This is a genomic window from Paenibacillus sp. FSL H7-0357 (assembly GCF_000758525.1).
Lineage (GTDB): Bacteria > Bacillota > Bacilli > Paenibacillales > Paenibacillaceae > Paenibacillus_AQ.
Map to the genome: position 1 here is coordinate 3,970,277 of NZ_CP009241.1, position 25,861 is coordinate 3,996,137.

A 25,861-nucleotide genomic window follows, 5' to 3' on the forward strand; every position below is an offset into this window, starting at 1 on the left:
ATGCTTATCATTATCTGTTCACAAGCTCGTTAATTAGCTTCAGGATGACTTCCCGCTTAATAGGCTTGCTGACATACTCGTCCATCCCGGCAGCAAGACATTTTTCCCGATCACCTTTCAAAGCATTGGCTGTGACTGCGATAATCGGCGGACAGTTCTCCTTGTGTTCTTCTCTTATCAACTTCACCGCATCGAAGCCGTTCATAATCGGCATGTGCAGATCCATTAAAATAAGATCAAACTTTTCTTTGTGTGCTGCTTCAACTGCATCTATTCCGTTTGTGACAGTAGTGATTCTATGACCTATTTTTTCAAGTGTTTTGGTTAACACCAGTTGGTTGATGTAATTGTCTTCAGCAAGCAAAATGTTGATTTCCCGTGTATTAGGGTGCTTGTACAAGGAAGACTCTTGAGCGGGTACTGTCGCTGTTTTCTTGGGCTTGATGGTGAAGGAGAAAGACGAGCCACTCTTGCCGTCACTCTCCGCGTATATCTCGCCGCCCATCATATCGATGATTCTGCGGCTGATCGCAAGGCCCAGACCAGTGCCTTCGTGATTGCGCGTCATAAAGCTGTCAATCTGCGCAAACGGTTCAAAAATGTCATTCAGCCGCATAGGATCAATCCCAATGCCCGTATCAGTTACCGTAAAGGCCAACTTTGTCGGATCTTCCTTTAGCAGCTTCACTTTTACCGATATGCTGCCCTTGGAGGTGAACTTCACGGAATTGCCGAGCAGGTTCAGGAGGACCTGTTTCAAACGGTCGCGATCTCCGTAGATATAGTCCGGAACATCATGATTTATAGTACTGGAGAGCTCAATTTGCTTTTGATCGGCTTTCATGGAAATGACGGCGAAGCTGTCCTTGATGCATTTGCGAAGATCGAATGAATCCTCTTGCAGTTCTGTCCGGCCTGCCTCGATTTTTGAAAGATCAAGAATATCATTGATGATATTGAGCAGCGTTTCCCCGCTTTTGCGGATGATCTCTACATAGCCCCGTTGCTCTTCATCAAGGTTAGTAGTCTCAAGCAGAATATCCGTCATGCCGACTACCCCATTCATAGGGGTGCGGATTTCGTGGCTCATCATGGCAAGAAACTCACTTTTCGCTCTGTTCGTAGACTCGGCAGCCTCCTTTGCAAGCAACAATTGCCGCTGTTCAGAGATGTCCTTACAGATGAGGTAGAATCCGATATTTTGATTACTCACATAAATCGGTGCAATACTGGTGAGCACTTCAACAATCTGGCCACTCTTGGTTCTAAGCGCATTAATGTGCTGTTCAACCGAATCATCGTACAGCGCTCTTTTCAGAATCTTCTGGACATTCTCGTGGCCAATTAGACTCGAAAGCTCCATCCCGATCAGATCGGCCTCTATGGAGTAGCCTGTGATCTTTTCCGCCATACTGTTGGCGTTAATAATTCGGCCGTCTAGGCCAAAGGAAATCACGGTGTCATGGTTGTATTTTTTGAGTGACGTATACCGCTCAACTGATTCCTGAAGGCGCTGCTCGGATTCTTTTTGCTTGGTGATGTCAATGATTTGGCAAATGTAATACAATGCCTGGTCCGCCTCATCACTGAAAAGCTTGAGAGAAAGCAACCCCCACAAGTCGTCTTCATTTTTTGAAATAAACCGTTTTTCGAGCTGTACGTTGGTTCGGTCACCCATGAGCGCCTTGAGCTGGTGTATAGTTCTAAAATCATCATCGGGATGGGAAAGGTTTTCCAACCTCATGCCGTCAAATTCTGCAGTGGAATAGCCAAAGATCTGTTCAATGGCGGGGTTAACAGTTAAAATCACACCTTCTGGCCCAACAAGGGCGATGCCAAAGGAGGCGTGATCAATGACCTGTTGGTTGAATCGTTCCTGGTTCAGGTTTACGCGATGCATGGCGGCCTCCATAGGGTAAGGTAATGTGTGCGTCAAAAATAGACCTCCTATATGGAAGGCCTGAATCTAGTGAAATGAATATAACTCCGAAATTGAATTACCCGATTGATTTTTTATTGAAACAGGAAGAAAATTGAAAATACCCGTAACATAATTTCAAGCTAGGAGATGATTAGAATGTACAATCAAGCCAAAAGAACGCTTACTACCGGACGATTGATTTTAAGACCCTTTAAAGAATCTGATGCACAACGAGTCAGTGAGCTCTGCAATAATTACAATATTTATAAGAGTACATTAACTCTACCTTATCCATACTCCATTGATTGTGCATTATCATGGATTCAAACACAAGAGGTTAATTTTAACAATAATAAATCCTATGAGTTCGCCATTACTGACAAAAATACATATGAGCTTTATGGAGCTATCGGCCTGTCCAATAACCAAACACACAAAAATGGCGAACTCGGGTATTGGATAGGTGAGGAATACTGGGGTAAAGGATATGCGACAGAAGCAACAAAAGCTATCCTTGAGTTTGCCTTCACAGAAAAGCATTACCATAAAGTGTACGCGAGATTTTTTGCTTCAAATCCAGGCTCTGGACGGGTTATGCAGAAATCGGGCATGGTGAAGGAAGGTGTTTTATTGCAGCATGTCTATAAAGAAAATAAATTTGTAGACCTTATTCATTATGGAATTATTAACACTTGAGGGTGAGCTTTTTTTATATACAAATGACCAATTGAAACAGCGGCAGCCATGGACGAGAGATATAGTCATGGACTACCGCTGTTTAGATTATAACGATGGCTATCAGCATATCCGGAATGTTACAGACGAAACTGTTCATTATAAAACGGCTCTACCCCCGCTTTAAGATAGTCTCCGTATGCTTCAACATACCAGTTAAGGCATTTCGCTTCCCCGTGTTTAAATCAGAGGCATTCCGCTTTAACGCATCGCGGATGGGGATGACCTCTGTCATTTTTCTGCCGCTTTTCTCTTTACGAACTACGCAGGTCGGGATGTAATCGACGTTAGTGATACTTGTGTTTCCTTTTTGATCCTTTTTGATTTTAAGAGTAAGAATGATACTGCTTTGGGTATAAGGAATATTCATGAGTTTAGTCGAAACAAAATTACCCAGCGAATAGATAACGAATTGTTTCTTTCCCCGAACAGCTAACGGTTGAAGAACATGCGGGTGAGATCCCAGGATGATGTCCGCGCCATTTTTAAAGAAGAGGTTGACCAGCTGCTTTTGCCTCTTGTTTGGAGTGTACTTATATTCGTTTCCGAAATGCAGATAAAGCAAGACCAGGTCGGCTTTCTTTTTTATAATTCGAATTTCTCGGATGATTTTATCGGTTTCTATCCGATTGACCAGCCATGGCTGACTCGCCGGTACAGGAATCCTGTTGGTTCCTGCCGTGTAAGAGAGAATTCCGATCGTAATCCCTTTTACGTTTTTGATAAGAGTTTTCTTGGAATCTTCTAATGACTTAGATGTTCCGGTATGGTCGATTCCAGTATGGTCCAGAACTTTTAACGTGCGAATCAGACCCTGTGTACCATAATCCATGCAGTGATTGTTCGCAGTTACTAATACATCGAATCCGGCTTCCTTAAGTGCCGGGGCCAATTCGTCTGGGCACTTGAATATCGGACCGCTTGAACGCAGACTTTTCCGGCTATCCCGCCCGTTTCCGGCAAAGGTGGTTTCGAGATTGCCAATCGTCAAATCAGCCTGTTTCAGATAAGGAGCAACTTTTGCGAACAGGGGGCCGAACGAATAGGTACCGTCAGCTTGTTTAGCATCTGAAATAATATGACGTTTGACCATAAGGTCTCCTACAGCATTTATTTGTATTTCCGTCATCGTTATCCACCTTTTTATTGTTTTGATTAGGATATGGCGGAGGGGGGGTATGGGTTATTAATATTCACATCAGAACAGGGGCTGTTTCCGGGACATCGAAAGCTCGGAAAGAGGCTTTATTTTTTCTTTTTTATACAAAATGTGACCCTACGCATAATCACTTCATTTAAATCGTCTAAATTTAAGGTACACGAATTTTATCTCAAACTTTCAGAATTTGATTCAAATCCTCTTTTTTGTTTGGCGGCCATAATAGAATATGGTTATTGATAAACATTATCAACCAAACATTGGAGGTTAACGAAATGAGTACACAGTTCAAAAAAATCGCCGAGGATACTTTCTGGATAGGCAAAATTGATAACCGTCAGGTTCCCTTTCACCGCCTGGTTCTGGCAAAAGGAACGACCTATAACTCATACCTGTTAAAAACAGGAAAGCCGACCGTCATTGATACCGTAGATATGGAATTCGGACGTGAATATGCCGAGTGTCTGGGTGAAATGATTGATCTTCTGGATATTCATTACATCGTAATTAACCATACAGAGCCTGATCACTCCGGTGGACTGGCGGCTCTTGCTGGCAAGGCTGCAAATGCCACAATTGTATGCACCGAAATTGCCGTACCGGAATTGCAGGAAATGTACAAGCTTCATAGCCGGAACTTCCTGGTGGTTAAAGACGGAGATAAGCTGGATATCGGAGGAAAGACACTTCTGTTTAAAGAAACACCGTACCTTCACACTGCTGAAACGATGATAACCTATTGTATCGAAGATCAAATCTTATTTCCTTGCGATATCTTCAGCACGCATGTTGCGGTGGAGAATCTGTTCAGCGATGAAGCCGGTTTTGATATCACGGAAGATTTCCAGGGTTATTACGCCGCCATTATTCATCCTCACAGAAGATATGTAAGAACACTGCTGGAGGCTGTCAAGGATCTTGAAATCCGGATGATCGCTCCTTCCCACGGATTTGTGATCCGGGAGGACATCCGCAAATATATCGAAATGTACGCCACGTTGAGCCGCGAAACCACTCAAGGAAAAAAGGCAGTCATTGTATATACCACCATCAAAAACAGTACCAAGAAGATGGCCAAAATTATACAAGACTGCTTGCAGGAAAATAATATTGCGACAGAGGTCTGGGATGCGGACAAAAGCAGCGCCGCCGATATTCTGAACAGCATTGCGTCAGCCGATGCGGTCTTTATCGGCAGCTCCACTAAATACGCGGACATGATCGGGAACCTGGAGAACATTCTGAAAGAAATGCAAAACATGAATCTGGAAGGCAAGCTTGCTGCAGCCTTTGGCTCATACGGCTGGAGCGGTGAAGCCATTGAAGTCATTCAGGATTATCTGAACGGAACCAACATGACGGTGCAAAGCACTTCTGATGTTATTAAATCCACAGGGATGACACATGTGGAGTTCCCTTTAAGAATCAGATTTTCCCCTAAAGAGCCTGAGAAAGTACAAAAAATTAAAAATGCTGCTGAATTTGTATCGGATTTGCTGCTGAGTTCATTTTAGGAAGGAGGATTATAGGATGACAAAACATTACGTTATTGTCGGCGGCGGAGTAGCCGCCGTCCATGCCGCCAAAGCGATCCGTGATCAAGACGCAGAATCGGAAATCTCGATCCTCGGAGAGGAAGACCAACTGCCCTACAACCGGATTAAACTGACCAAAGGCCTGTTTACCGACCTGCACAGTGAGAAGGTGCTGATCAAGAAGGAAAAATGGTATCGCGATAACCGGATATCCGTAAAGACCTCTACCCGAATCAGTTCTGTCCACCCGGACCGGCAGCTGGTGGAGACAGAAGACGGGCAAAGTGTATCGTATCATAAGCTCCTGTTGTGTATGGGAGCAAGGAACCGCGCGCTACCGATTGAAGGTGCGGACCTAAACAATGTTCATACCCTCCGTGATATGAACGACGCGGACCGGCTGAAAGACAGCCTGCAGGATGGCAGCCGTGTAGCCGTAATCGGCGGAGGAGTACAGGGAATCGAAACCGCTTGGGCGCTGCATGAAGCAGGATATCAGGTAACGGTGATCGAAGCATTTCACCGTCTGATGGGCAGACAGCTTGATGAGAAATCCTCACAGCTGCTTAAGGACACCCTCGAACGATCAGGTGTTAAGGTTATTCTGCAATCAGGGGTGGCATCTATTACAGGGTCAGAGTTTGTTACCGGAATTACGATGGATGATCAGTCATATTTCTCCTGTGACCATGTAGTTTACTCTATAGGTATCGTACCGAACACGGCGCTGGTAAATGGCTCGAATATTCTAGTCCGGCAGGGCATTCTCGTAAATGAACAAATGCAAACAAGTGATCCGCATGTGTACGCAGCCGGAGATGTTGCTGAAATTAACGGGCATGTGGAAGGACTGTGGGGCGGAGCGATCGAGCAGGGCCGGATTGCCGGCAATAATATGGCCGCCAATCTCACTGTTTATCGTAGAGCTGTTCCAGTGACCTTGTTTAACGCTTTTGGCCTCTCTCTATTTTCAATAGGCAACGTTGATGAACGGCAATGTGACATGATAGTGTGTGGAGAAGAAAATGGAGCGCATACGCTCATCTATGTGAAAGATAACACAATTACCGGGGCGATATCCTGGCAAGGCGCAGCTGCGTCCCTGGTATATAAAGCCGCTGTCGAGCAAGGCATCACGCTTACGGGGATTGATCTCAACGGGAGCAATATCGTGGAAATTATGGCTGAAGTACAAACCAGATTGAACTAAACTACCAACTTTTTAGGAGATGATAATGATGAAGAAATACATCTGTCAACCCTGCGGCTATATCTATGATCCGGCAATAGGCGATCCCGATGAGGATGTGGCTGCAGGTACAGCATTTGAAGACTTGCCTGAAGATTGGGTTTGTCCGGTATGTGGTGAGGATACAAGCCACTTTGCGCCGGTTGAGGACAAAAAGTCTTCTGCTTCCTAAAAAGAAGCAGGAGTTGTAAAAAAAATGAACAAAAGGGGGGACAGTTATGAATGAGCATTCTTGCCAACACGCTGCAGAACCTTGTACCCGCAAGGTGCCGATTTTTGCTGCGTTGAGCGATGACGATCTCTCCCGGATCAGCGCCATGATCAAGCACCGTAAGTTCACTAAAGGTCAACCGTTAATTCTGGAAGGGGCGCCGTCGGATACGCTGTACATCATTCAGCGGGGGCATGTTAAATTATCCAAAACAACTCCTGAAGGCAAGGAACAAATTCTGCACATCCTGACGAACGGGGATTTCTTCGGGGAACTGAGCATATTTAACAGCGATGAGCTGAGCAACTTCAGTGCTTATGCGCTGAAAGAAACCAATATTTGCATGCTGACCCGAACCGATATGGAGCAGCTAATGACTGATAATCCGGATATTTCGCTTAGGCTGTTGAAGAGTGTTACCAAAAGACTAGCCCATACAGAAAATCTGGCGCAAAGCCTGGCAACCAAAGATCCGGAAATACGGATTGCTTACATGATCATGGAACTCAGCGACAAATATGGCAAGCAACGTGGTGATCATATTCATATTGACCTTCCGCTGTCTCGTGAAGAACTGGCCAGTTATGTCGGGGTCACCCGCGAAACTATTAGCAGAAAATTCTCAAGGTTCGAAGATTCGGGTCTTATTGAGCTGATTGGAAACAAGCAGATGGTTATTACAGATCCGGCCGGTTTGGAGAGTTATATGGGGTATTAAGATAGTAACGGATCAAAAAAAATCAATATGATTAAGCGGCATTTCTACCATTAAGTTATTGTGGGGAGCAAACTCCGATACTTGTCGTTCCGGATGGAGTATCCATTACTACAGGGAGCTTATAGGCGTGTTAAACAAGCTGTCGAGATTATTCTCGGCAGCTTGTTTTGCAGTGTCACTGGGTGAATCTACTTCTTCAGGGTTGTCAGCATACTCTGGATATGGCTCTCCATTAGCTGCCGTGCTGTTTCGCTTTGTCGTTCCTCGATGGCAATGGCGATCAGAACATGATAATTGGAAGCTTTCGTCCGCATATTGGGCAGCGTATTGGTCTGCTTGCGCCCTTCGGCCAGCAATGGAAGAATCGAATTCAGCATCCGCGCCACTACCGGATTTGCTGCCCCTTCGGCGATTAACTGATGAAAGGCAAGGTCTGTCTCGAAGAATGGGCCACCTTCCTCCATTTGCCGCACCATTCGCTCTGCCAGTACCCGCAGCCTGCGGATCTGATCGTCATCGGCCCGCTGCGCGGCCAGAGCGGCAAGTTCAGGCTCAATGAGCAGTCTTGCTTCCAGCAGATCCACTATCGAAATGTTTTCCAATTCCTCTAAGGCTACCGCCGGATCATCCAACAGCAGCGGATCGTTTCGTACATACATCCCACGTCCGTGCTCAATGCTGACATTCCCCTGACTCTCTAATATCCGCAGCGCCTCGCGTACTGTAGTAACGCTAACGGAAAAATCAGCAGCTAGCTGCTGCAGAGTAGGGAGCCGATCCCCCGGAGCCCATTCCCCATCGAGGATTTTCTGTTTCATAAGCTCTATTGTAGCCTGAAACGCGGTCTGTTTGATCTGTTTCATGTTTAGCCGTCCTTATCACTTGGAATGAATTCATTTTAGCATAGGAGCTTCTTGAGGATAAGCAGATATGTCTAAGTATTGATTTAGTATTGACTAGTAAACAACAAGATAATATGATTGTAGCATAAAGATCGTATCAATATCGTAAAGGTAATTACATTTAACGTTAAAAACAATGGATCGCACGGTTTTTTTGTGTAATAAGGGAAAAAAGTAAGAGATTTAATTTTATTCAAGAATAAAGATATGATCTTTATGCAGAAACTCTATCAGTGATGAAGCGGAAGGAGGAGGGGCAATGGAGGTAGTAACCTTTGGGGAAACCATGGTACTTCTGGCACCGGACCGGATGGTTCCCCTGGAGTATGTGAACGGCTTTCACAAGCATGTTGCTGGAGCCGAGACCAATGTGGCAGTTGGGCTTGCCCGTATGGGGCATACCGTGGGCTGGTTCAGCAAGCTCGGAAATGATCCATTTGGACGCTATATTAGGCAGGTCGTAAGAGGACATGGCGTCGATACTTCCGAAGTCAGGATTACAGACGAAGCGCCGACGGGAGTGTTTTTCAAAGAACAAATATCCCCGGACAAAATACAGGTGTACTACTACCGCAAACAATCGGCTGCCAGCCTGATGCACGAGGAGGAGCTTAATGAGGCTTATGTTGGAAAAGCCCGCATCCTGCATGTTACCGGCATTACTCCGGCGCTTAGCCCGGAGTGCAGGAAATTAACCTTTCGAGCCCTCGAAGCGGCAAAAAAACACGGTGCGGCCATTGTGTTTGATCCCAATATCCGCTGGAAGCTTTGGAACAGAGAGGAAGCCTGCGTTGTGCTTAATGAAATGGCGGCACTTGCCGACTACGTGTTGCCCGGTATTGAGGAGGGACAGTTTCTGACAGGATGCTGTACGCCTGCAGACATCGCAGATCGTCTGCTGAAATCCGGCGCCGGTGCTGTCGTAATCAAGCTCGGCGCCAACGGGGCTTATTACAGTAACGGACGAATCGCGGGAAATGAGCCAGGGTTTCCGGTGAAACGGCTCATTGATCCGATGGGTGCCGGAGACGGTTTTGCCGCCGGATTTATAAGCGGATTGCTGCAAGGGGAGGACCTGCCCTCAGCAGTGCGACGCGGCAACGCGGTAGGTTCCATTGTTGTCGGGGTAAGCGGCGATGTGGAAGGTCTTCCGACACGGCAGGATGTGGATCTTCTCCTGGCAGGAGGATCCGACATGGAGGATATTATCCGGTAAGTGAGGGCAATCCAAAGGAGGAGGAAAGAAATGGACAAAAAAATTCAGATTGAGCGGTTGATAACTTCCGGACTGGTCGCCGTTATTCGCAGACCAGAGCCTGAAAGGGTGGATAAAATTGCCGCGGCACTGGCAGATGGCGGTGTCGGGGCGCTGGAGATTACAGCCGATACGCCGGAAGTGAACAGGTTGATCGCGGACATGAAGGCGAAATATGGAGATCGCCTGCTGGTGGGAGCAGGTACGGTGCTGAAGTTGACGCAGGCCGAGCAGGCTATCGCGGCGGGAGCCGATTTTATTTTTTCGCCAAATTTGAATGAGGCAATTGTGGATCTGACCTTAAAGTACGGGCGAATCTCCATCCCAGGCGTAATGACGCCGACCGAAGCTGTCAGAGGGCACGAAGCTGGTGCTGACCTGCTAAAGGTGTTCCCCGGCGGTTCGCTGGGCGCCTCCTACATAAAGGAACTGCAGGGGCCCCTTGGTCACATCCGGATGATGCCGACAGGAGGCGTGACACTTGCGAATGTCGGATCCTTCATTGCCGCCGGATCTGTTGCCGTCGGTTTAGGAAGCGCTCTCGTAGACCGGAAAGCGGTGGAGCAGGGCGACTATGGGAAGATAACAGAGACGGCCCGCCAATTTGCGAAAGAAGTCAGAAAGGCTAGAATGAACAACACAAAAGGAGCTAAATAATCGATGAAAATAACCGGATTTGAGACTTTTATCGTTCCTCCCCGCTGGCTGTTTCTGAAGATTGAAACCGATGAGGGCATATCCGGCTGGGGAGAGCCGGTGGTCGAAGGTAAGGCTCACACTGTTCAGACCGCAGTGGAAGAGATGATGGATCTTTTGATCGGACAGGATCCTCAGCGGATTGAAGACCTATGGCAGTTGATGTACCGGGGAGGATTTTATCGTGGCGGGGCTATTTTGATGAGCGCGATAGCCGGGATCGATCAGGCGTTGTGGGATATTAAAGGGAAAATCTACAATGCGCCCGTGTACCAGCTGCTCGGCGGCGCTTGCCGCAATTCAATGCGGGTTTACTCCTGGATAGGCGGAGACCGCCCCATCGATGTCGTCAAATCTGCTCTGGAGAAGAAGGCCGCCGGTTTCACGGCGATTAAGATGAACGCCTCGGAAGAGATGCAGTTCATTGATACACATGACAAGGTGTATGCAATCGTTGAGCGGGTCGCCGCCATTCGGGAGGCCTGTGGACCGGAATTCGGGATCGCTGTCGATTTTCACGGGCGGCTTCACAAACCGATGGCAAGGGGACTGGCCAGAGAGCTGGATCCGTACCGTCTGATGTTCATTGAAGAGCCGGTGCTGCCGGAAAACAACGAAGTACTGCGGGAAATCGCACATCATACCAGCACTCCGATCGCGACGGGTGAGCGCATGTTCTCACGCTGGGATTTTAAAAATCTGCTGAAGGATGGGGTGGTCGATATTATTCAGCCCGACCTGTCCCATGCGGGAGGCATCACGGAATGCAAGAAAATATTCGCCATGGCCGAGGCGTTCGATGTTGCGGTCGCTCCGCACTGTCCGCTTGGGCCGATTGCTCTTGCCGCCTGTCTTCAGGTAGATGCGACGTCTTATAATGCGGTCATTCAGGAACAAAGCCTCGGCATCCATTATAATCAAGGAAATGACCTGCTGGATTATATCACCGATCCTACAGTTTTTGCCTACAGTGACGGTCATGTCAATATTCCCTCCGGACCGGGTCTTGGCATTACGGTGAACGAGGAGTATGTGCGGAAGATGGCGGAGTCGGGCCACCGTTGGAGAAATCCGGTATGGCGGCATCGGGACGGCAGCATTGCTGAGTGGTAAGGCCTATTACAATATTCAGGAGGATGGTCATGTCATTTATTCCGAATTACTGGGAAGATACCGAGACGCTGCAGATTAACAGGAAAGCATCCAGAGCTTACTATATCCCATACGCGTCAGCTGCAGACGCGCGCCGCAGAAAGCGGGGGCGTTCCCCGTATTATCAGACGCTGAACGGCCGCTGGAAGTTCAAATATCACGCCAGCGTCAGAGAGGTCAAGGAAGATTGTGTGGCCCCTGACCATGACATCAGCCGTTGGGATGATCTGGTGGTTCCGTCCTGCTGGCAAGTTAACGGTTATGATCAACTGCATTACACGAACATCAACTATCCCTTTCCGTTTGACCCGCCCTTCGTGCCCAATGATAATCCTGCCGGACTTTATGTCAGGGAGTTCACACTGCCGGATAATTGGAACGGCAAGGAGAAGGTGGCGGTATTTGAAGGAGTCAATTCCTGCTTCTACCTGTGGGTGAACGGACAATTTGTTGGCTACAGCCAAGGAAGCCGGATGCCGGCCGAATTCGATATATCGCCTTATGTCCGTCCTGGTGTGAACCGGATGGCCGTCATGGTGCTGAAATGGTGCGACGGAAGTTATGTGGAGGATCAGGATCTTTGGAGATTCTCTGGTATTTTCCGGGACGTCTACCTGCTTGCCAGGGATTCCGCTCATATCTCCGATGTATTCAACCGCACATCTCTGTCCGCAAGCTTCGATAGTGCGGAGCTAAACTGCGAGGTGGAGACAACAGGCAGGCTTGAAGTTGAAGCTGTTCTGCAGGATGCAGACGGTGCTGAGGTAGAGCGGACGCAGGCCGTGATCGAAGGCCAAGGTACGTTGAAGCTGCATGTTCAGAATCCCGTGCTGTGGAATGCAGAGAACCCGCATTTATACCATTTATACTTGTTCGCAGGCGATGAAGTGCTGCATTTTCCCGTAGGCTTACGCGAAATATCCATTCAGGATGGCGTGTTCACGATCAACGGTCAAGCGGTAAAGCTTAAGGGTGTCAATCGACATGACTCCCACCCGGAGCTTGGACAGACGATTCCGGTCAATCATATGATCAAAGATTTGCGGCTGATGAAACAGCATAATATCAATACCATTCGAACCTCGCATTACCCGAACGACTCCCGTTTTCTGGAGCTCTGCGACGAATACGGCTTCTATGTGATCGGAGAAGCCGATCTGGAATGTCATGGCGCGCTTCCTGCAGGGGACTTCAACTGGTTCACGCGCAACCCCGAGTGGGAGAAAACTTTTGTCGAGCGGGCAACCCGGATGGTGGAGCGGGATAAGAACCACCCATGTATCATAATTTGGTCCATGGGCAACGAATCCGGTTATGGAGAGAACCATATGGCAATGGCCCGCTGGACCAAAGCAAGGGACGCTTCACGTCCTATTCACTACGAGGGTTCGGATCCCCGCCACGGCGGCAGCCCGGATACGGAGGTGCTCGACATGGAGAGCCGGATGTATGCCTCCAGCGGGGCGATTGCAGCGTACGCGTCCGATCCGGATACGACCAAACCGATGTTTCTGTGTGAATACAGCCATGCCATGGGCAACGGGCCCGGTGATTTGCAGGATTACTGGGATGTGATCAACCGGTATCCGAAGCTGATGGGTGGATGTGTCTGGGAATGGGTGGATCATGGCATCAAGATTATGAAACACGGACGGCCTTATTATGCTTATGGGGGAGATTTCGGCGATCAGCCTAATGACGGCAACTTCTGCATTGACGGTCTGGTTGCCCCCGACCGGAAGCCGCATTCCGGACTGCTGGAACTCAAGCAGGTGATTGCACCCGTTGTATTTGAAGCCAAAGAAATCGGATCGGGGCTCATAGAAATTCACAACCGCTATGATTTCAGGGATCTATCTCATGTGAGAGTTCTGTGGAAATTGGAAAAGGACGGTGAAACGGTAAGTCAAGGTGAAATCAGCGGTTTGTCGGCCGGCCCTCACGGATCGCAGACAATCGAAGCTGGTTTCGCGATGCCGGAGGAGCCGGGAAGGTACTTTGTTACTCTGTCGTGCAGGACGGCGAAAGAAACCTGGTGGGCATCACCCGGCCATGAAATTTCCTTCGGCCAGTTTGAACTGCCGGCTCCGCAGCGTGAGCTGTTCCAACCCGAGGCCCGGTCACCTCTCCAGGTGGAGCGCCGGGACGACCGGCTTGTCATCACGGGATTTGATTTTGAATATGGCTTTAATCTTGGCACCGGTATGTTTGACAGCCTGGTCAAGAATGGAGTGGAGATGCTGCTTGCGCCGCTTTCTTTTGCGGTATGGCGCGCCCCGGCGGATAATGACCGGTTCGTGAAGCACGAATGGATGCAGGAGGGGTACGAACGGGCTGTAACCCATATTTACCGCGTGGACACGATCCGGCAGGACGGTGAAGCCGTAGAGCTGGAAGCGTTCTTCTCGATGGGAGGCTATTTACGTCCGCCGTTCTTACGGGGAACGTTCCGCTGGAAGGTGGACGCAACAGGAGAGCTTTATCTCCGTACTAACGTAACGACCAGAGACGGTATTCCATTCTTGCCCCGGTTCGGGCTGTGCGCTGTGATGCCGGAAGGGAATGAGGAGATCGAATATTTCGGCAGGGGTCCCCATGAAAGCTACATCGACAAGGGACATAGCACTAAAATAGGAAAATACCTGACTACCGTCGATGAGCAGTTTGTGGATTATATCATGCCGCAGGAGAACGGTTCCCACAATGAAACGGAATGGGTTATTGTCTCGAATGAGCTCGGCATGGGACTGAGATTCCGGAGTGACCGTCCATTCTCCTTCAATGCTTCGCATTATACACCGGAAGATCTGACCCAAACCTCGCATCAATACGATCTGACCCGCAGGCCGGAGACAATTGTTCATCTGGATTATCAAATGAGCGGCGTAGGCTCCAATTCCTGCGGTCCCGCGCTGCTGGCTCCCTACAGGCTGGATGAGAAGGAGTTCCAGTTTGAGCTGAATATTGCACCGGTGTTCAAAGAAGACGAATAAACCGGGATTAACCGGATTTGCGGAAATAGGCAAGGGGGACCGGATCACGTAGATCCGGTTGCCCTTTTTACGCTTTGGTAAGGCCAGTCGATGCTGTGGAGGGAACGGAATGAAAACGAAAGCTTCACACCCCCGGAACAAAGGCAAACCGCAGGCATTATCAATAGGCCGAAGCATGTACGCCAAGCTGCTGATGTTCTTCACAGTCATTGCGCTGCTTCCGTTGGCCGTAATGGGTTATTTCTCTAATCATAAATCGTCGCAGATCGTGAATTCACAGTTCGGGAGCTACGGAATGAACGCCATTGAGGAGCTTAAGCTCCATTTGGATACCAGCATCGCGCAGATGGACAATATTACGGGCAATCTACTGAATTATTTGATCTCTACACCCATGGTCATCGAAGATGGCGGAACGCTGAACTATAGCCGATATAAGGAGGAACAGGCGCTCCAGCGCTATCTTATATCTTTTGAAACGGTCAATATTGTAAGTGTTTCGGTTGTGATGCCTTCGGGGAAATTTATCGGAAGCGGCGGACTTGATCAGGCAAGGCTTACGGACTCCTCCTTCTGGCGCCAAGTTGCCGGGAATGGCGGAAGACAAGTTATCATCCACCGGCCGGATTACTATTACAGCTTTGTAAATGACAACATGGTCATCAGCCTGGTTGTGCCGGTCAAGGATCACTTCGGACTCCCGCCAGGCAGCCGGATTCTAATCGATACGAAGGCGGATTCTGTGGTGAATCTGCTTCGGGCGTTTCAGCATAATATGAATGCTCACCTGCAAATACGGGCAGCGGACGGAAGCGTACTGCTGCAAAGCTCGGAGAAATACAGTAGTTCGGAGGACGATATTGTCTGGTCCGGCGTTATGGAGCGGGAGGGCTGGACTGTTGAGGCCAGAATGCCGCATGCTGAGTTCTATCGCTCCTCGGGCGTGATCCTGAACTATACGCTGATCGTTGCGGGCTGCACGCTGCTCTTCGCCATCGCGATGGCCCATTTCTTCTCGCTTCGGCTTACGCGGCCCATTCAAAAACTGACCCATTCGATGCGAAGATTCGGACAAGGGGAACTGTTCATCCAGACCCCGGTGCTCACCAGCGATGAGCTGGGCTATTTAAGCCAATCCTTCAACCGGATGACCGGACAAATCCAGGATCTGGTGCGTGAGATCAGCCGGAGCGAAAAGCTGAAGAGCGAAGCGGAACTGCGGGCGCTTCACTACCAGATCAACCCCCACCTGCTATTTAACACACTGAACAGCATTCAGTGGAAGGCGAGGTTGGCCGGGCGCCGCGATATTCAGAAAATGATTGAGCATCTGGTTGCCGTCCTGGAGAGCACTTTTGCAGTGACTAAAACACTGGTGCCGCTTGAGGAGGAACTGGCTTTAGTGCTTCATTTTATCGAAATCCAGCGGCTCCGGTACGATGATGCCTTTAGTTTCAAGCTGGAGGCCGAGCCGGAGCTGATGTCCTGCCTGGTGCCGCGGATGGTGTTCCAGCCGCTACTGGAGAACATCTTTTTTCACGGCTTTACAGACGGAGCAGGTGAAATTAGGCTGTCACTCGTCTCCGGATCAGGCGAAATTAAGGCGGAGTTAACTGACAACGGGATCGGTATCAAGCCGGAGCATTTGCTCTATGTGAGGAACGGCCAAGTCATTCCGGGCAAAAAAGGAGGACTTGGCATGCGGAATGTCAGAGAGCGCTTTAACATGCATTTTGGCGAAAACTGCGATTTTACGATAGAGTCCGAACGAAACCACGGAAGTAAGGTGATCATACGATGGCCAAAGAATTACGGAGAGATTTACCCCTGAAGGTGCTTATCGTTGATGATGAACAGCTTGTGAGAAAAGGGCTGAGGATGACAGTGGACTGGGGCAGACATGGCATGGCAGTCGTCGGCGATGCACCTAACGGCATCCTGGGCTGGGAGAAGGTGCTCAATCATGAACCCGACATTGTCATTACCGACATCGTGATGCCCGAGATGGACGGAATCGAGCTGGCTCATAAAATTAGACACAGATATCCCCATGTCAAAATCCTGTTTCTGAGCTGTCACCGCGACTTTGCTTACGCACAGCAGGGGATCCAGCTCGGTATCTCCGACTATATTGTAAAAACCAGCATGGGCGACGAGGAAATGGAGCGATGCCTCGATAAAATCCGGCGTGAATGCGAGCTTCATCTGCAGAATCAGTCCTCCATGGCAGCATCTGAGGACGAGATGCAAATTGTGATGGAGTGGCTTCGGGTACAGGATATCACTGCAGACGAGAGGCTGGTAGCCAAGCTGAATGGAGATTGGAGCTGGATGACCCGAGGCGGCTGCATCTTTCATTTGTATGATAATGGAAGCGCTAACAACTCCAGTTTTTCGATGTCTGATGACAAACGGAAGGAATACCGCAATGAAGTCTCCTCCCCAATTGGCCCGGAACCGGAGCCAAAAGCTTTTCTAAAGATTGGTGAGGCATTTGCATCCGGGTCACCAGGACGTGCGTTCTTACCGTGTCCAGACGGTACTGCGCTGCTGGCCTGCCACTGGGCGGAACGGGATACGGCGGAGCATGAACTGCTGCATCTGAAGAGTTCACGTAATCCCGGATTGGGATGGAGACTGGAGGGGCCGGTTGAGGGCGGGGTACGATGGATTGAGGGTGTGCTGCGTCTATTGCGCCTGCGGGCAATCGAGCGCGAGACCCGTCTGGTTAGCCGCCAGCATAAGGAGGATATTCTCAGCGCCATTGACTATATCAACCACCATCTGCATCTCGATCCCCGAGTCGGCGAAATCGCCGACCGGATCGGTATAAGCCGCAGTTACTTCAGCACCGTATTCAAAGAAGCAACAGGCAGCAGCCTGATTGATTTTCTTTCCCAGAAAAAGCTGGAACGGGCACAGAATCTGCTGGCAATGACAGACTATCGGATGGAGGAAGTTGCAGAGAAGATCGGGATTGGAGACGTCAAATACTTCGCCAAATGGTTTAAGAAAAGTGTCGGATTCGCTCCGGGACAATACCGCCAACAAACAAAAAGACACCAAAATCCAATGAATTGACCTTTCGCCCGTGTAGAAAACGGGCTTTTTTATTACATTCCAATAAAAGTGAACCTTTTTCGAACGGCAGTCGGATTTGAAAACCCTTACATTTCTCTTATGATGGTATCAACCCACTCAAGGAGGTCAAACAATGCATAACAAAAGAGGGAAAATGCTGCTTTCCATGCTTTTTACAGCTTCCATGCTGTTAAGCGCCTGCTCTGGTTCCAACACACAGAGTAATTCCGGATCGGCTGGAACGGATCAGGGGGGAGAGGAGAAGGTGAAGCTTGTCGTCTGGATTTGGGAGCAGGCCAAAGCCGGGATTGATCTAAATATGGACCGGTTCAAGGAAGCTTATCCCAATATCGAAGTTGAGTTCCAAACCATGAAATCCACCGACCTTTATCAGAAGTATTTGGTGTCCTCCAATACTGACGACGCGGTGCCGGATGTGCTGGCGCTCGAATCGACGAATCTATCACAGATGGTGGAGATCAATTCGCTGCTCGACATTACCGAACGTGTGGCTCCATATAAAGATAATATCGTGCCCTACAAATGGAAGGACGCCACCATGGACGATAAAATTTATGCCATGCCATGGGACAGCGGCCCGGTGGTGATGTTCTACAGGAATGACCTGTTCGCTAAGGCCGGTCTGCCGACCGATCCCGATGAGGTCGCCGCCAAGATTAAGACTTGGGACGATTATTATCAAGCCGCCAAGCTGGTGAAGGAGAAGACAGGAGCGTTCATGTACGGCGATTCGAAGACCAATTCCAGCAACCGCGTGTTCGAATCTATGATGTGGCAGCGCGGATACTGGTATTTTGACGAGAACGGCAAGGTCACGGTCGATAGCCCGGAAGTGAAGGAGATCACAGATTACTTGATCAAGATGCAGCAGGAAGAGCTTGTCTATGACGCCCGCGCCAACTCCGACCCTTGGGGCAATGCCATCGGTGAGGGTAAAATCGCCAGCGTAGTCGGCGGTTCCTGGCATGACGCGATCATCGAAAAGCAGTACTCGCCGCAGGATTCGGGCAAATGGTCAGTTACGACGATGCCGAAATGGTCAGCAGACGATAAATATGGCGGGGCTAACCAAGGCGGGTCCAACATGGCGATAAATAAAAACTCGAAGCACCCGGAAGAAGCCTGGAAATTCATCGAATTCATGCTCGGCGATAAGGAGTCTCAGACCAAAATGATGCTGGAAGCGGGGCTATTCCCCTCGTTGAAGACGGTATATTCCGACTCAGCAATGGACAAGCAATTTGATTACTTCAAGGGCCAGCCTATCTTAAAAGTGTATGCCCAATCACTGGAGAGCACCTATCCGCTTGCTTACACCTCTGATTTCCCGATGGCCAACAAGCTGATGACGGACGTGTGGGCAAAGGTGTTCCTGAACGACGCCTCCTCTGGAGATGCGCTAAAGACAATGGCCGATGAACTCCGGCAGAAGACCAAAAGAGAGTAGACAGCAGCAAGGATCAAGGAGGTGAGAATATCTATGGGCAAGACAAGATGGAACAGACAGATGCGTTACGCTCCGTATCTGTACATTTCCCCATACTTTATTTTATTTGGCATCTTTTCACTGTATCCAATTATTTATTCGTTTTATCTCAGTCTCACGGAATGGAACGGTGCAAGTGACAAGCTATTCATCGGACTGGACAACTATACGGCGCTGCTGAAGGATCATTACTTTTGGCTGTCGCTGTGGAACAGCTTAGTCATCTTCCTGATGTATGTGCCGCTAATGCTCTTTCTTGGCTTAATCTTTGCCAGTATGCTTAACGCCAAATGGATGGTGGGCAAAGGGTTTTTCCGGATGGCTCTGTTTGTGCCGAATTTTGTGTCGGTGGTCGCTGTATCATTCGTATTCGTGCTGCTATTCAATACCCAAGACGGGCTGATCAACACGTTCCTGCTTAACCTCAGTTGGATCAAGTCTCCGCTTCCTTGGCTTGATTCCCCGTGGTGGGCGCGCTTTTCTGTGGCGTTAATGGTACTGTATCGTTGGCTCGGCTACAATATGCTGCTATTGCTGACCGGTCTGCAAAGTATTCCGAAGGATTTGTACGAAGCAGCTTATGTCGACGGAGCGACGAAAGTAAAAAGCTTCTTCTTCATTACCATTCCTTTGGTCAAAAAAATGCTGCTATTCTGCACCGTCCTGTCCACAATCGGCACCTTCTCGCTCTTTACCGAGCCGTACATTCTTACCAAAGGCGGTCCGCTAAATTCGACGCTGACGCCGGTGCTGATGCTGTATAACGAAAGCTTTCAGAATTTCAACTTCGGCTACGCCTCGTCAATCGCTGTCTGCTTCTTCATCTTGATGATGAGCATATCGCTGATCCAGATGCGTCTATTCGATGAGAAATAAGGGGGGGAGAACCGAATGACGCTTTTGACTCAAACGAAAAAGAAGTCTGCGGCGAAAAGGGCCAGCCGTTCAGGTGAGAAGGGTCTGACCGCTGGTGCAGCATTTGTCCTGATGGCCGTGGTCTCCCTCATCACGTTGTTTCCGCTGTTCTGGTTATTCAGCTCATCGCTGAAAGATATCAGCCAAATCTTCGTCAATCCGCCGATCTGGCTGCCGACAACGCTGCATTGGGAGAACTTCACTGAATTGTTCGTGAACCGTAAATTTGGCATTATCACCTGGAACAGTCTGCTACTGTCCACGACCATGACGATTACTGCGCTGCTGTTCTGCAGCCTGGCCGGGTTCGCCTTTGCCAAATATCGGTTTCGCGGCAAGGACATTCTGTTCGTCTTCGTGCTCGCTTCGCTAATGATTCCTCATGAAGCAACGATGGTTCCACTGTTCATCATTTATAAGAACCTGCATCTCATCGACAACATCTGGGGAGTGATCTTACCCGATCTGGCCAATGCTTTTGGCATCTTCTTCATGCGGCAGTACTGCAGTTCCATTCCCGATGAAATGATGGAGGCGGCACGAATTGACGGATGCAGCGAGATTGGCATGTTCCGCCGGATCATTCTTCCCAACCTGAAATCGGCATTCGCCGCCCTGGGGATTATCCTGTTCGTCAAGCAATGGAACAACTTTCTGTGGCCGTCCGTTATTCTGCGCTCCCAGGAGCATATGACGTTGTCCGTGGCGCTCAAGGCGCTGGAGGACAGCAACAATACACCTTATCATCTCATCATGGCCGGTTCGGTTGTAAGCGTGCTGCCGCTGCTTATTATCGTTTTGATTTTTCAGAGACAGCTTATTTCCGGCATGATTGACGGTGCGATTAAAGGATAAACACGAATAGATTAAAGAGCTGGACATTACCTCGTGAATGGGAAGGAGTTACGCAAGCCATGAAATTTGGTGTTGATTATTATCCCGAGCATTGTCCGCCCGACTTGTGGCAGCGGGATGCAGAAATGATGAAGGAGATGGGCATCGAGGTTGTGCGGATGGCGGAGTTCTCATGGGCGAAGATGGAGCCGAGTCCCGGCATCTATGATTTCGGCTGGCTGGACGAAGCCATTGAACTGCTGGGAGAGCAGGGGATTACAACCATGCTGGGCACGCCGACGGCGGCTCCGCCGGTGTGGATTATGGAGCTTCATCCAGATCTGTATCCCCTGAATGCGGAGGGACAGAGGGTAGGCTTTGGCGGCCGGCATCATGACTGCCAGTCGCATCCACACTACCGGAAGCATATTAAAGAATTTGTGCGGACCATGGCTCTGCGCTACCGGGACAACCCCTATGTTGTCGGCTGGCAAATTGACAATGAGCTGGGTAACAGTCACCGTAATTTGTGCTATTGCAATCACTGCCGGGCAAGGTTCCACCGATGGCTGGAGGAACGGCATGGGACGATCGAAGGCCTGAACCAGGCGTGGGGAACGGTGTTCTGGAGCCAGACCTATACCTCTTTCTCGCAGATTCCCGTTCCACTTGCTACACCTAACAGCCATAATCCATCGCTTCTGCTAGATTGGAAACGATTCTGCTCCAGTCTGGTCGTCGAGTTCCAAAAGTGGCAGGCGGATATACTGCGGGAGGTATGTCCCGGCCATCTTATTACGCATAACTTTATGGGCTTCTTTGACAAGACTGATTATTTCGAGCTGGCGAAGGATCTGGATTTCATCTCCCACGATCAATACCCGATGCTGTTTCTGGAGGAGCGGATCAAGCGCAGCTCGCCCTCCCACCTCGGCATGGCGCTCGATCTTATGAGGGGAACCAAAGGGAAGCCGTTCTGGGTGATGGAGCAGCTCGCCGGACCGACAGGGACGGAAATTCTCGGCTCAACGCCCCGGCCGGGGCAGATGCGGCTCTGGACCTTTCAATCCGTTGCCCATGGTGCGGATACCATCGTCTATTTCCGGTGGGATACCTGCCTGTTCGGCAGCGAGCAGTACTGGCACGGCATTCTGCCCCACAGCCGTATTCCGGGTCGCCGATACGAGGAAATCCGCGACAGCATAGCTGAACTGGCTCCTCATATGGAGGCTTTCCGCGGGGGACTTCCCGAAGCCGAGGTTGGGATTGTGTTCAGCTACGACCAGGAATGGGCGCTGCAAATCCAGCCGCATCATCCCGACCTGAACTACGTCGCACATCTGCACCGTTATTATAAAGCATTATTTGATCACAATATCCCTGTAGATCTGATTTCCGAAAATGACGATTTCTCGAAGTATAAAGTGCTGATTTTTCCGCTCCTGTTCGTCACCGATTCAGAGCTATGCCGAAGACTATATGAATATACAGAAGCGGGCGGGCATGTCCTGCTCGATATGCGGACCGCAGTCAAGGACCGGAATAATGCCGTTATTTCACTGACGCTGCCGGGACAATATTCACAGCTGCTGGGTCTAAGCATCTACGATTATGACTGTCTGCGCCAATTCGGGCAAAGTGTGAGATGGCTGAATGATGAGGGGATTTCCAGGGTAGCCCAAACGGAAGATGAAGGCAGGAAGTCTGAAGAGGAAGCGGAGCTGTGGTGCGATGTGATCACAGTGGAAGGCGCAGAGGTACTAGCTGTATACACCAGAGATTTTTATGCCGGAACACCGGCGGTTACCCGCCATGCATACGGCAGGGGACGAGCCTATTATGCCGGCACGGAATTGGGACCGGAGACGATGGAAAAGCTGGTCATGGAGATGATTGGCGACGCTGGGGTCTGTGGAATCGCAGCCGCACCGGAAGGCGTCGAGATTACCCGGAGACGGGGAAAGGACGGTACTTATTTCTTTGTCATGAATCATAACCGGACGGTATGCGAATTGGATGTTCCAAAGGGATGGAGTCTGGTTTCGGAAGTAAGTGGAATGAACAAGCGTTGCAACCCGAAATTGAAGTCTGAATCCTCCAAGGAATGGCATGAATCCAATCCCATCCTGCTTCAGCCTTTTGACTGTGCATTGTTTCTTGAGATCACCTGATTAACTTGAACTACATCAGCGGCAGTTCATAAAATCTACCTAACTGACGGACACAGCTATTCTGCGTCCGTCAGTTAGGTTTTTTTGCAGTCAGATCTATAATGAAGACAGAAAGACTAGGTATACATCGACAATCATAATATATCATGATATATTATTATGTAAATCATGAATAATAAGAGTCAGGAGATAGTGAAGGTCATGAACGAACCGACGTCTTCTAAGCCGATGTATGAGAAGATCTTTGATGAAGTGAAGGAGAGCATATTGACTCAAGCCTATAAGCTTGGAGAGCGTGTTCCTTCCGAGAAAGAACTGGCTGATAGCTATAATGTAAGCCGTATTACCAGTAAAAAAGCGCTTGAGCTGCTGGCCGCCGAGCATTTGATCGTCCGTAAGCCGGGCAGGGGTTCGTTTGTGGCCGATCCGGTCGCTGAACTTCAAGAGCTGCCTCCCGGAACAAGTACCGGAATCCCTGCAATCAATGTAGAAGAGAAGACCATCGGGCTGATCATCACCGATTTTGGCAACAGCTACGGTACGGGGCTGATTTATGGTATGGAGCAGGCTTCACGCGATAATGACTGCTTTCTGGTCTTGCGGAGAACCTTCGGTATTCCCGAGAATGAAGAACAATCCATCCAGAAGCTGCTCAACCTGGGTGTGGATGGGCTGATTATCTTCCCGGCGCAGGGCGAATATTTCAACGCGGAAATCCTCAAGCTGGTCATTGGCCGTTTCCCCCTGGTGCTGGTGGACAGACATTTAAAGGGGGTAGCCGCCGCATCGATCAGCACGGATAATCTTCAGGCAGCGCTTGAAGCCACAGAGTATTTGTTTGATTTGGGACATACCCATATATCGTTTCTTTCGCCTCCGCCGGTTGATACCACTGCCGTCGAGGACCGGATTGAAGGCTTCATACAGGCACATGCCCAGCGGGGAATCATGGTGGATAAGGAGCTGTGGGTCAGTGACTTAACCTCGACATTGCCGAAGTTTTTTAACCCGGATAATATTGAACATGATCTCGCGCGCCTGGAATCCCATCTGAAGAGCCACCCTGACATAACCGCGCTGTTTGCCATCGAGTACAATATTGCCTTGCTCGCTAAGACAGCGGTGGAACGCCTGGGACTGCGCATCCCCGAGGATATCTCCATTATTTGCTTCGACAGTCCGCCGACACAACTTGGAGGAGGTTATGCCTTCACCCATATGCGCCAGAATGAAGAAGAGATGGGTCGGCTTGCGGTAGAGAATGTGCTGACAATTATGAATGGGCATTCTGTACCGAATAAGGTAATGCTGGAGGCGAAGCTGATCCCCGGCAGCTCGACCGGACCGGCAGTTCGAAAGTAACGGCAACAGATAGCGACGAACCCATTCAATCGGATGGGTTTTTTTATATCCAGATTCTTGAAATGATATATCATTAAGTCTAAAATATTGATTGACATATTATTTGTATACCAATATACTATTTAATGAAAGCGCTTAATAAAAATACAAAAGGGAGGTTATTTCAACTGTACTCTTCAAATGAACTACCCCAATCCATACAACGGCTGGCTGCACAGGTTCGGACAATATTGCAGGACCGCCCAAAACTGGCGGACATGTTCGAACAATGTTTATCGAACACCTGGAATACAACAATAAAACGTAATAAAGACGGAAAGACCTTTATCATTACTGGTGATATTCCTGCCATGTGGCTGAGGGATTCTGCCGCACAGGTCAGGCCTTTTCTGATCCTTGCTGCTGAAGATGAGGAAATAGCAGACATGATCGAAGGATTGATTAAGCAGCAATTTGCTTTTATCGAGATTGATCCTTATGCAAACGCTTTTAATCAAGAGGCGGATGGACGGGGGCATCAGGATGATCTCACGGCAATGAACCCCTGGATCTGGGAGAGGAAATACGAAGTAGATTCCTTATGTTATCCGATCCAGCTCAGCTATTTACTGTGGAAGAATACCGGACGGACCAGCCAATTTGATGCTGCTTTTGAAAAAGGGGTCCGGCGGATTATTGAACTGTGGACCACCGAACAGAACCATGAGCGCGATTCCCTCTATACGTTTCAACGCCTACATGGAGCACCCACGGATACGTTGGTCCGTGAAGGCAAAGGCAGCCTAACGGCCTATACAGGAATGACCTGGTCCGGGTTTCGACCAAGCGACGATGCCTGCGAATATGGCTATCTCATCCCGGCCAATATGTTCGCTGTTGTTGTTCTCCGGTATGTGTGTGAAATTGCCGCTGAGGTGCTGAACAGCTCTGAGCTTGCAGCTTCCGCGCAACACCTGCTGGAGCAGATTGAAGGAGGTATCCGGCAACACGGTACTGTGGACCACCCTGAGTTTGGGACTGTGTATGCCTATGAGACAGATGGACTTGGTAGTGTGAATTTGATGGATGATGCCAATGTTCCCAGCCTGCTCTCCATTCCTTATCTCGGCTACTCTCCAGTTGATGATCCTGTATATATGAATACCCGCAGCTTCATATTGAGCAAGAGTAATCCCTATTTCTATTCAGGCATAGCCGCAGCAGGCATTGGCAGCCCCCATACCCCAAACCGTTATATCTGGCCAATCGCCTTAGCGGTACAAGGAATGACTTCAGGAAATACTGAGGAACAGCAATCCATTCTTGACCGGCTGGCGCAGTGTGATGACGGTACCGGGTATATGCATGAAGCTTTTCATGCAGATGATCCCGGCGCGTACACCCGTCCATGGTTCTCTTGGGCCAATATGATGTTTTGCGAGCTGGTGCTCATGCGCTGCGGAATCGAAGTAAAGCGCAGCTAAAT

Annotated in this window: 20 protein-coding genes; 17 read left to right on the top strand and 3 right to left on the bottom strand. The window is 49.3% G+C overall.

The window, feature by feature from the left end; all coding sequences use genetic code 11:
- Positions 1–10 precede the first annotated feature (10 nt).
- Positions 11–1,936: a PAS domain S-box protein gene (locus H70357_RS17280; protein ID WP_231578274.1), complete on the bottom strand. Its 1,926-nt coding sequence runs from the start codon at positions 1,934–1,936 to the stop codon at positions 11–13.
- Between the two features lie 141 nt (positions 1,937–2,077).
- On the opposite strand from H70357_RS17280, the gene H70357_RS17285 reads away from it, so the two are divergent.
- On the top strand, positions 2,078–2,617 hold the full coding sequence (locus H70357_RS17285; protein ID WP_038591975.1) for a GNAT family N-acetyltransferase: 540 nt from the start codon (positions 2,078–2,080) through the stop codon (positions 2,615–2,617).
- A gap of 151 nt (positions 2,618–2,768) precedes the next feature.
- On the opposite strand, the gene H70357_RS17290 is transcribed toward H70357_RS17285, so the two are convergent.
- Positions 2,769–3,785 carry a CapA family protein gene (locus tag H70357_RS17290; RefSeq protein WP_038591977.1) on the bottom strand — a complete coding sequence of 339 codons (1,017 nt, stop codon included), beginning with the start codon at positions 3,783–3,785 and terminating at the stop codon, positions 2,769–2,771.
- Positions 3,786–4,090: 305 nt separating this feature from the next.
- Here H70357_RS17290 and H70357_RS17295 point away from each other — a divergent pair, with 305 nt between their 5' ends.
- Genes H70357_RS17295 through H70357_RS17310 form a run of 4 tightly spaced genes read left to right on the top strand, consistent with a single transcriptional unit; the run spans position 4,091 to position 7,528 of the window.
- Positions 4,091–5,329, top strand: a complete 1,239-nt coding sequence (locus tag H70357_RS17295) for an FprA family A-type flavoprotein (protein WP_038591980.1) — start codon at positions 4,091–4,093, stop codon at positions 5,327–5,329.
- A gap of 16 nt (positions 5,330–5,345) precedes the next feature.
- Entirely contained in the window at positions 5,346–6,560 is a 1,215-nt protein-coding gene (locus tag H70357_RS17300) for an NAD(P)/FAD-dependent oxidoreductase (RefSeq protein WP_038591981.1), read from the top strand.
- Positions 6,561–6,588: 28 nt separating this feature from the next.
- The gene (rd, locus tag H70357_RS17305) at positions 6,589–6,771 is read left to right on the top strand and encodes a rubredoxin (protein WP_038591984.1); all 183 of its coding nucleotides are present in this window, start codon (positions 6,589–6,591) and stop codon (positions 6,769–6,771) included.
- A gap of 46 nt (positions 6,772–6,817) precedes the next feature.
- Positions 6,818–7,528 carry a Crp/Fnr family transcriptional regulator gene (locus H70357_RS17310; protein ID WP_052092084.1) on the top strand — a complete coding sequence of 237 codons (711 nt, stop codon included), beginning with the start codon at positions 6,818–6,820 and terminating at the stop codon, positions 7,526–7,528.
- A 188-nt stretch (positions 7,529–7,716) separates the two neighbouring features.
- Here H70357_RS17310 and H70357_RS17315 read toward each other — a convergent pair whose 3' ends face one another.
- Positions 7,717–8,391 (bottom strand): FadR/GntR family transcriptional regulator, encoded by a 675-nt coding sequence (locus H70357_RS17315; RefSeq protein WP_038591987.1) that lies wholly within the window; start codon positions 8,389–8,391, stop codon positions 7,717–7,719.
- A 298-nt stretch (positions 8,392–8,689) separates the two neighbouring features.
- Between H70357_RS17315 and H70357_RS17320 the strand changes: the two genes are divergently transcribed.
- The 12 genes from H70357_RS17320 to H70357_RS17375 all read left to right on the top strand — a co-directional run bounded on the left by H70357_RS17320 (position 8,690) and on the right by H70357_RS17375 (position 25,859).
- On the top strand, positions 8,690–9,646 hold the full coding sequence (locus H70357_RS17320) for a sugar kinase (RefSeq protein ID WP_038591990.1): 957 nt from the start codon (positions 8,690–8,692) through the stop codon (positions 9,644–9,646).
- A 30-nt stretch (positions 9,647–9,676) separates the two neighbouring features.
- The gene (locus H70357_RS17325) at positions 9,677–10,342 is read left to right on the top strand and encodes a bifunctional 4-hydroxy-2-oxoglutarate aldolase/2-dehydro-3-deoxy-phosphogluconate aldolase (protein ID WP_038591993.1); all 666 of its coding nucleotides are present in this window, start codon (positions 9,677–9,679) and stop codon (positions 10,340–10,342) included.
- 3 nt (positions 10,343–10,345) lie between these two features.
- Positions 10,346–11,494, top strand: coding sequence for a galactonate dehydratase (dgoD, locus tag H70357_RS17330; RefSeq protein WP_038591996.1), 1,149 nt, complete (start codon positions 10,346–10,348; stop codon positions 11,492–11,494).
- A gap of 29 nt (positions 11,495–11,523) precedes the next feature.
- Positions 11,524–14,526 carry a glycoside hydrolase family 2 TIM barrel-domain containing protein gene (locus H70357_RS17335; protein ID WP_038591999.1) on the top strand — a complete coding sequence of 1,001 codons (3,003 nt, stop codon included), beginning with the start codon at positions 11,524–11,526 and terminating at the stop codon, positions 14,524–14,526.
- Positions 14,527–14,635: 109 nt separating this feature from the next.
- Positions 14,636–16,357 (top strand): cache domain-containing sensor histidine kinase, encoded by a 1,722-nt coding sequence (locus H70357_RS17340; protein ID WP_052092085.1) that lies wholly within the window; start codon positions 14,636–14,638, stop codon positions 16,355–16,357.
- On the top strand, positions 16,324–17,607 hold the full coding sequence (locus H70357_RS36305) for a response regulator transcription factor (protein ID WP_038592001.1): 1,284 nt from the start codon (positions 16,324–16,326) through the stop codon (positions 17,605–17,607). The genes H70357_RS17340 and H70357_RS36305 overlap by 34 nt, the downstream gene beginning before the upstream one ends.
- A gap of 133 nt (positions 17,608–17,740) precedes the next feature.
- Complete coding sequence (locus H70357_RS17350; RefSeq protein WP_052092086.1) at positions 17,741–19,075, top strand: ABC transporter substrate-binding protein; 1,335 nt, start codon at positions 17,741–17,743, stop codon at positions 19,073–19,075.
- Positions 19,076–19,108: 33 nt separating this feature from the next.
- Positions 19,109–19,990: a carbohydrate ABC transporter permease gene (locus H70357_RS17355; RefSeq protein WP_038592004.1), complete on the top strand. Its 882-nt coding sequence runs from the start codon at positions 19,109–19,111 to the stop codon at positions 19,988–19,990.
- A 15-nt stretch (positions 19,991–20,005) separates the two neighbouring features.
- Positions 20,006–20,884 (top strand): carbohydrate ABC transporter permease, encoded by an 879-nt coding sequence (locus H70357_RS17360; RefSeq protein ID WP_038592006.1) that lies wholly within the window; start codon positions 20,006–20,008, stop codon positions 20,882–20,884.
- Positions 20,885–20,943: 59 nt separating this feature from the next.
- The gene (locus H70357_RS17365; RefSeq protein WP_063848047.1) at positions 20,944–23,034 is read left to right on the top strand and encodes a beta-galactosidase; all 2,091 of its coding nucleotides are present in this window, start codon (positions 20,944–20,946) and stop codon (positions 23,032–23,034) included.
- Positions 23,035–23,235: 201 nt separating this feature from the next.
- Positions 23,236–24,396, top strand: coding sequence for a GntR family transcriptional regulator (locus H70357_RS17370; RefSeq protein WP_038592008.1), 1,161 nt, complete (start codon positions 23,236–23,238; stop codon positions 24,394–24,396).
- 125 nt (positions 24,397–24,521) lie between these two features.
- The gene (locus H70357_RS17375) at positions 24,522–25,859 is read left to right on the top strand and encodes a glycoside hydrolase family 125 protein (RefSeq protein WP_052092087.1); all 1,338 of its coding nucleotides are present in this window, start codon (positions 24,522–24,524) and stop codon (positions 25,857–25,859) included.
- Positions 25,860–25,861: the final 2 nt, after the last annotated feature.

Bases quoted from the DNA above. Each gene is read 5' to 3' on its own strand.
- H70357_RS17315 (WP_038591987.1), bottom strand. From the start codon at position 8,391: ATGAAACAGATCAAACAGACCGCGTTTCAGGCTACAATAGAGCTTATG.
- H70357_RS17370 (WP_038592008.1), top strand. From the start codon at position 23,236: ATGAACGAACCGACGTCTTCTAAGCCGATGTATGAGAAGATCTTTGAT.
- H70357_RS36305 (WP_038592001.1), top strand. From the start codon at position 16,324: ATGGCCAAAGAATTACGGAGAGATTTACCCCTGAAGGTGCTTATCGTT.
- H70357_RS17375 (WP_052092087.1), top strand. From the start codon at position 24,522: ATGAAAGCGCTTAATAAAAATACAAAAGGGAGGTTATTTCAACTGTAC.
- H70357_RS17355 (WP_038592004.1), top strand. From the start codon at position 19,109: ATGGGCAAGACAAGATGGAACAGACAGATGCGTTACGCTCCGTATCTG.
- H70357_RS17285 (WP_038591975.1), top strand. From the start codon at position 2,078: ATGTACAATCAAGCCAAAAGAACGCTTACTACCGGACGATTGATTTTA.
- H70357_RS17360 (WP_038592006.1), top strand. From the start codon at position 20,006: ATGACGCTTTTGACTCAAACGAAAAAGAAGTCTGCGGCGAAAAGGGCC.
- dgoD (WP_038591996.1), top strand. From the start codon at position 10,346: ATGAAAATAACCGGATTTGAGACTTTTATCGTTCCTCCCCGCTGGCTG.
- H70357_RS17290 (WP_038591977.1), bottom strand. From the start codon at position 3,785: ATGACGGAAATACAAATAAATGCTGTAGGAGACCTTATGGTCAAACGT.
- H70357_RS17320 (WP_038591990.1), top strand. From the start codon at position 8,690: ATGGAGGTAGTAACCTTTGGGGAAACCATGGTACTTCTGGCACCGGAC.
- H70357_RS17335 (WP_038591999.1), top strand. From the start codon at position 11,524: ATGTCATTTATTCCGAATTACTGGGAAGATACCGAGACGCTGCAGATT.
- H70357_RS17325 (WP_038591993.1), top strand. From the start codon at position 9,677: ATGGACAAAAAAATTCAGATTGAGCGGTTGATAACTTCCGGACTGGTC.
- H70357_RS17300 (WP_038591981.1), top strand. From the start codon at position 5,346: ATGACAAAACATTACGTTATTGTCGGCGGCGGAGTAGCCGCCGTCCAT.
- H70357_RS17295 (WP_038591980.1), top strand. From the start codon at position 4,091: ATGAGTACACAGTTCAAAAAAATCGCCGAGGATACTTTCTGGATAGGC.
- H70357_RS17310 (WP_052092084.1), top strand. From the start codon at position 6,818: ATGAATGAGCATTCTTGCCAACACGCTGCAGAACCTTGTACCCGCAAG.
- rd (WP_038591984.1), top strand. From the start codon at position 6,589: ATGAAGAAATACATCTGTCAACCCTGCGGCTATATCTATGATCCGGCA.
- H70357_RS17340 (WP_052092085.1), top strand. From the start codon at position 14,636: ATGAAAACGAAAGCTTCACACCCCCGGAACAAAGGCAAACCGCAGGCA.
- H70357_RS17350 (WP_052092086.1), top strand. From the start codon at position 17,741: ATGCATAACAAAAGAGGGAAAATGCTGCTTTCCATGCTTTTTACAGCT.
- H70357_RS17365 (WP_063848047.1), top strand. From the start codon at position 20,944: ATGAAATTTGGTGTTGATTATTATCCCGAGCATTGTCCGCCCGACTTG.